This window comes from Streptomyces sp. CRN 30 (assembly GCF_034105845.1).
This window is the reverse complement of sequence record NZ_JAVRHI010000456.1, coordinates 1-4,421: the sequence shown is the minus strand read 5'-3', so window position 1 is coordinate 4,421 and position 4,421 is coordinate 1. Positions and strand designations below refer to the sequence as shown.

The 4,421-nt window shown below is 72.0% G+C and carries 5 protein-coding genes; 1 reads left to right on the top strand and 4 read right to left on the bottom strand.

Features of this window, described 5'->3' with window-relative positions; all coding sequences use genetic code 11:
• Positions 1 to 776 (bottom strand): phosphoribosyltransferase domain-containing protein (locus UW392_RS51855; protein ID WP_320782417.1); only part of this gene is annotated, 776 nt, incomplete at its 3' end.
• The gene (locus UW392_RS51850; protein WP_320782416.1) at positions 773 to 1,951 is read right to left on the bottom strand and encodes an HpcH/HpaI aldolase/citrate lyase family protein; all 1,179 of its coding nucleotides are present in this window, start codon (positions 1,949 to 1,951) and stop codon (positions 773 to 775) included. The genes UW392_RS51850 and UW392_RS51855, both read right to left, overlap by 4 nt.
• 206 nt (positions 1,952 to 2,157) lie before the next feature.
• Between UW392_RS51850 and UW392_RS51845 the strand changes: the two genes are divergently transcribed.
• Complete coding sequence (locus tag UW392_RS51845; RefSeq protein ID WP_320782415.1) at positions 2,158 to 3,168, top strand: TerD family protein; 1,011 nt, start codon at positions 2,158 to 2,160, stop codon at positions 3,166 to 3,168.
• Positions 3,169 to 3,234: 66 nt separating this feature from the next.
• Here UW392_RS51845 and UW392_RS51840 read toward each other — a convergent pair whose 3' ends face one another.
• On the bottom strand, positions 3,235 to 3,972 hold the full coding sequence (locus UW392_RS51840; RefSeq protein WP_320782414.1) for a Tellurium resistance: 738 nt from the start codon (positions 3,970 to 3,972) through the stop codon (positions 3,235 to 3,237).
• A gap of 103 nt (positions 3,973 to 4,075) precedes the next feature.
• On the bottom strand, positions 4,076 to 4,421 hold a 346-nt coding region (locus tag UW392_RS51835), incomplete at its 5' end, for a DUF475 domain-containing protein (protein ID WP_320782413.1).

The following is a 4,421-nucleotide window of genomic DNA, read 5'->3' as shown; positions in this document are numbered from 1 at the left end:
AACTGCGCGAACGGCCCCGACGCGTCCGCACCCGACGACGCACCCTCGTACTCCGCCACCAACGCCTGCCCCGCCTCCAGCACCCCGTCAGGGAGATGCACAGTGCCCGAGGCGACGGCCACGAGATCGACCTCCGCCCCGATCTCGCGGGCGAACCGCTCCAGCCGCCCCGCGTCCGCCGCCGACCGCATGTCGACCAGCGCCACCACCACGTACCGCCGCCGCGGATACAGCGCGTGCAGCTCACGCACGGTGTTCAGCACCGTGTTCCCCGTGGAGAACTCGTCGTCGACCAGGACCAGCGGCCCGTCCCCGGCCAGCAGCGCCGGGTCCTCGGGGAGCAGCAGGTGCGACGTCGCGTGGGAGTGGGACTCCTCGAACCCGCCCGCCCGCGCCACACCGGGAACGGGACGGCGCGTGGAGTGCAGGTACGGCGCCGAGCCCAGCCCGTCCGCCACCGAGTGGCCGAGCCCGGTGGCCGTCTCCGCGTAGCCGAGGACGACCGCCGCGGCGGACGCCTCGGCGCCCAGCAGGTCGCGGACCCGGCGTCCGAGGGCGAAGCCGTGGCCGTGGACGACGGACGGCGACTGCGGCACGTGCTTGCCGAGGACGTGGGAGACGAGGAGGTGCGCGCGCTTGGGGTTGCGGCGCAGGGCGAGGCCCAGCAGCTCGGTCAGGCTGTCGTCGCCGGAGAGGGAGACGCCGAGCCGCTCGGCGACCCAGCTGCCGGTCCAGATCGCGCCGGGTCGCTCCCCGGTGCTCGGCCGCTCGTTCATGCGCGTACGTCTCCCGTCAGCCCGGCCGCGAGGAGGTCCACGAAGCCGGTCTCCTCGCCCGCCACGCCGAACGCCTCGGCGCGCAGCAGGGTGCGCTCCGCCCAGGCGCGGTGCGGCTTCACCTCGTTCATCTTGTTCGTGTACGACGATCTCAGGACGCCGCCGCCGCCCCGCTCCGGCCGGAGGATGTCCTGCGCGTCGCTGAACTCCTCGTGGCTGACGACGGACAGCGCGTGCACGGGGAGGACGTGGGAGGGGTGGATGCAGGTCTTGCCCAGCAGGCCGTTGGCCTGGTCCAGGGAGATCTCCCGCAGCAGGCCGTCCATGGCGTGCTCGATCAGCCGGGCGCGCAGGTCGGCGGCCTGCACCTCCAGGAAGGGGCTCTGCCGCAGCTGCGGTTTGAACATCCGCTCCTGGACCCGGAAGTACTCCCACACCGGTCCGGTGACGGTGAAGCCGGTGCCGTCGGCCCGGCCCAGCGTGTTGACCACGTCGGCGATGACGGAGGCGACGATCTGGACGTCGTACGCCGTCATGTCGGGGGCGCGGCGCAGTCCGTAGGAGGAGCAGAAATCGGTCACGCCGAGCCGGAGGGCGAGGACGCGGTCGCGGTACTTGTCGACGGCGCGGTAGATGCCCTCCAGGGCCGGCACCCGCGACTCCAGGTAGAGGAGGTCGGGGGATTCCAGGACGGGCATGGCGAAGAGGCGGCGGCCGGTGGCGGCCTCCGCGTCGGCGAGCGCCTCCAGGAACGGGATGCCGCGCTCCTCGGTGAACTTGGGCAGGACGAAGCCGGAGAGCGTCCGCACGGCCGCGCCGAGGCGGCGGACGAGGTCGGGTATCTGCTCGGGGGCGCGCACCCGGACGAAGAGCAGCGGGAGGTCCGCGCCGGGGCGTCCGGCGAGGTCGGTGAGGTGGCGGACGAGGTTCTCCTCGCCGGCCGGTACGTCGGCGTCGTCTATGGAGTCCTCCAGGCAGAGGACCATCGACACGACGCCGTTCGCGGCCTGCTTGAGGATGTCGTCGGCGAGGTTCGGGCGGGTGGCGGGGCTGTAGAGCGTGGCGCCCAGGGCGGCGGAGAGCAGCCGGGCCGGGGAGTCGGCGGTGAACGTGGCCGGTTCCTGGTGGAAGAGACGCTTCCGCACCTCAGGGGCGATGTGCCCGAAATGACGCATAAGAACTCCCCCGTGGTGGCTGGGCGACCTGTGAAACGTTCGAAGGTGGCCGGTAATAGTACGTAGGAACCCATGTCCGAAGTTCCCACCGGGCATGAATTCCAGGTAACCCGGCTGTGTCGGCACTGCGGGACGGACGGGCGGACACGCCCCGGGTACCCGCCCCCGCATTGTCGTGACCAGGACCGAGAGGGCAGGATGACGGCATGACGCACGCGATGCTGAAGGGGTCGAACGTCCCGCTGGAGGCCACCACGGTACGGGCCGTGCTGCGGTGGACACCCGGCCAGGGGGTGCCGGACGTGGATGTCTCCGCGCTGCTCCTGGGACCCGACGACCGTGTGCGTTCCGACGAGGACTTCGTCTTCTACAACCAGCCACGGCACCCGTCGGGGAAGGTGTGGCGGCTCGGCAAGAAGCGGGCCGGGGACGCGCTGACGGACACGGTGCAGACGGAGCTGTCCGGCGTCGGACCCGTCGTCGGCCGGATCCTGCTGGTCGCCTCGGCGGACGACGTCCCCTTCGACCGGGTACGGGACCTGCGCATCCTGCTGTACGACGCGGCGGCCGCCGACGCGGATCCGCTGGCGTATTTCGACGTGCGTCCGGAGACCGGCGAGGAGACGGCGCTGATCTGCGGCGAGCTGTACCGGCGCGGGGAGAGCTGGAAGTTCCGGGCGCTCGGCGAGGGCTATTCGAACGGGCTGGAGGGCCTGGCGACCGACTTTGGCATCTCGGTGGACGAGTCGGAGGAGCCGGCGGAGCCGGCGGAGGACGCGGCGACGCCGCCCGAGGCGACGGGAGCACCCGAGACGACGGGAGCGCCCGGGGCAACCGGAGCGTCCGGGGCGGCGGGGGCCACCGGGGCGACCGAGGTGGTGCCCGCGGCGCCCGCCTCTCCCCCTCAGCTCCCGGCGCCCGTCCACTCCCCTTCCGCGCCGACCGCGCCCGCCCAGCCGCTGCCCCCGGAGCAGCCGCCCGCGGTGCCGGTCCAGCCGGCCTACGGCTATCCGCAGCAGGCCCCGGCGGCCCAGCCCGCCTACGGGTATCCGCAGCCCGCCGGTGCCGGGCAGGGCGCGTACGGCTACCCGCAGGCGCCCGCTCCGGCGACGGTCTCCGGCGCGGCGGCCGGCTACGGCTTCCCGCCGCCCCCGGCCGTGGCGCCGGACCCGGAGTTCCGGATGCCGCCGCAGGGCCCGCAGTTCATCGGCCGGTGACCCGGGGCCCGCGTCCGGTCCCGTAGCCGCGTCCCGACCCGTCCCGGGGCCCTCGCCGTACTCGCGTCAGCGCTCGGCCTTCGCCTTGTAACCGCGCCCCCACTGGAGCCCCCAGCCGTACAGCCGGTCCAGCTCGCCCTGGAAGCCGTAGACGAACTTCACCTCGCGGCGGACGAGGATCTCGCCCTTGACGTTCTCGATCAGCACCACGGCGCAGGAGCGGGCCTGCGGGTGGCGTTCGTCGAGGGATATCTCGATCCGGGGGCCGTTGCTCGGGTAGAGCGTGACGATGGCGTGGGTGCGGTCGAAGGCGGGCGTCTGGTCGTAGATGTACGCGAAGACCAGCAGCCGCTTGATGGCGTCCCGCTGGTCGAGGTTGACGTACATCGTCTCGCCGGAGCCGGAGCCGAACCGGTCGTCGCCGCTGAGCTTGACGTACGGCGCGGCGTTTATCTCGCCGAAGAAGCCGCCGAGGGGCTGGACGACGCCCTTGGAGCCGTCCTGCAACTCGTACAGGCAGCCGAGGTCGAGGTCGACGTTGACCATGCTCTGGCTGTGTCCCATGACCTCGGGCGGCTTGAGCGCCTTGAAGGGGTGGCGCAGCAGGCTCTCCCGCTGCGGCCCGGTGATGTCCGAGGTCCGCATCCGCCAGGTCAGGTTGACCCGCAGGTGGCCGGTGGCCGCGCCCTGCTTGGTCAGGGAGACCTGACTGTGCCGTTTGGTCAGTTCGATGGCGTTGGTCGCCGCGTTGCCCGAGTCGAACTCGGTCTCGCGGCCACGCCACAGTCCGTCCAAGAAGCCCATTCCCGCCCCCACGTCCCACCGCATGCTGTCGACGCCGACGGGGCGGCGCCGAGGAGTCGTCCTCGACGGCCGCCCCGATCGAAGCGTTCCCTCCCCAGGAGGTTCACACTCCGGAGGAGACCTCGGCCTTCTCGCTGTCGCCCGAGCCCTCGGCCTCGGCGAGCGCCTTGTTGCGGCGCACGGAGGACCAGAAGGAGGCGGCGATCAGCACGACGCCGATGAGGCCGGTGATGATCTCGTTGATCTCGTACTGGATGGTGATGAGCAGCAGTGCCGCGAGGGCGCCGATGGCGTAGTGGGCGCCGTGTTCCAGGTAGACGTAGTCGTCGAGGGTGCCCTGGCGGACCAGGTAGACGGTGAGCGAACGGACGTACATGGCGCCGATGCCGAGTCCCAGCGCCATCAGCACGATGTCGTTGGTGATGGCGAAGGCGCCGATCACGCCGTCG